This is a genomic window from Bifidobacterium sp. LH_426, assembly GCF_056356875.1.
In genome coordinates this window covers 1-1601 of the sequence record NZ_JBKEVB010000016.1, presented here as the reverse complement: position 1 = coordinate 1601, position 1601 = coordinate 1, and the positions used below count along the sequence as shown (strand labels likewise).

Genomic DNA, 1601 nt, shown 5'->3' with positions numbered 1-1601 from the left:
AGGGTTATAGGAACCAAACGTGGTGTTTTAGAAATCCCGGGCGTGGTGTGGATGCTGTCGCAGGATTTCCGTTGTCTTCCTTTCCTTTTGCATCCAGGCCGAAGCTCGATGGATGATTCCCGTGATGCCGATGATGGCGCAGGCCAAGTCGACGCCAACGCGGGTGATGTTCATGGCGCTGCCATTCGCGGAAGGGATGAGGATCGCGATCATGTCGATCAGGCTTTGCGTTAATTGCATGGCGAATTCAATGATTTCCATGCATGACGGCTATGCGCGTCGGTCTGCGGGTCAACGGACGTGTCCCTTGCGGATATAGAAGCCGGGTTCGTTGGCGGGGTCGTCATGGTTATTAGCCTGGATGCCGTCGTCATAGGGCTTCGGCGAATCGTCGCCGTCCTTGTCCCGAGCGTGGCCGCTGACCAGGGGCCGCCAGTGTTCGGGCCTGATCAGTGATGTGGGGTCCGGGGATCCGCTTTTCATGTAGCATACCCATTCGCAGGCGCGTCTCATGTGTCCCTCGGGAAGCCCGTGGTGGTCGAGGAGCACGTGCTTGATCGGCGAGTTGACGCCTCCCTCCAGCCGGTTCGTGGTGCGCGCCACCGGTCCACCCGCCGTCAGCGAGGGCTCGAGGAACGCGAACAGTTTGCCCTCGCGAAATAGCTTCTCCAATCTCCGGTAGCAGCGCCTGAGTTCCTGGTGGGTCCACCACCACTCCTGCCTGACGGCCTTCGGGTTCGCGGGATCGTCCTTCGCGAGGGTGCGTTCGTTGATGAAGTCCTTCCAGCGGATGTGCCATGCGTTGAGGGCCTCGCCCCACCGGGCNTCCTCGGCGTCATGGATCTTGGTGAGCCGGTCGGAGAGTTTCTTGAGCTCCTTGCCCGCCTGAAGCCTGGGCTTTGAGGTCAGGTCGGTCCTCGTGTTGCGCTGCACGTGCACCAGACAACGCTGGATGCGCGTGCCCGGCCATGCCTCACGGCAGGCGTTTTCCGCACCGCGCAGGCCGTCCGTTACCAGCACGTCGGGCGCGGGGATGCGGGAGAACAGTGCAATGTAGGCCGCTTTCGACTCATGCGAGCACCACTGGGAACCCAGTATCTCGCCCGTCTCGCCGTCGATCGCGACGATCAGGCACCAGTCGTGGTTCATGTACGTGCCATCCGCCATCACCGTATGGCGTCCGGCCGTCGGAGGCGGGATGACGGGCCGGATGTTCCAGCACCATTGGATGCGTTTGCGGAACGCGCGCGGCCCCGGACCCATGTCACCCTGTGTCCTGCCGGAAAGCAACCAGTCGAGGAAGGCTCGCAGGTCGGCGTCGTGCTTCCTGTCCGGCCTGGGCGCGGTGGTCCCCAGGGAGCAATTCGCGCACTTCCAGCGTTGGGAGCCGGCGGCCGTCCTTCCGTTCTTCCTCATCGGTTTTCCGCATACCGGGCACAGCCGGGCCCTCTTCGACTTCGTCCTCATGCACCCATCGAACAGGCATCAGCCGGCCGAACCGGCGGTCTTTAACGCGACATCGTGTTAAAACCAACCCGACACGCCTACTGTCACAAGGCCAAACCCCGGTCATAAACACCACGTTTGGTTCCTATAGCCCG

Annotated in this window: 2 protein-coding genes; both read right to left on the bottom strand. The window is 62.2% G+C overall.

The features are described 5' to 3' along the window. Window positions 1-27: 27 nt before the first annotated feature. Window positions 28-261 carry a hypothetical protein gene (locus AC1AYD_RS10650; RefSeq protein WP_476503408.1) on the bottom strand — a complete coding sequence of 78 codons (234 nt, stop codon included), beginning with the start codon at window positions 259-261 and terminating at the stop codon, window positions 28-30. A 30-nt stretch (window positions 262-291) separates the two neighbouring features. Next, entirely contained in the window at window positions 292-1467 is a 1176-nt protein-coding gene (locus tag AC1AYD_RS10645) for an IS1249 family transposase (RefSeq protein WP_476545173.1), read from the bottom strand. Window positions 1468-1601: the final 134 nt, after the last annotated feature.

Coding starts and splice junctions, on each gene's coding strand:
- AC1AYD_RS10650 (WP_476503408.1), bottom strand. CDS start 261: ATGGAAATCATTGAATTCGCCATGCAATTAACGCAAAGCCTGATCGAC.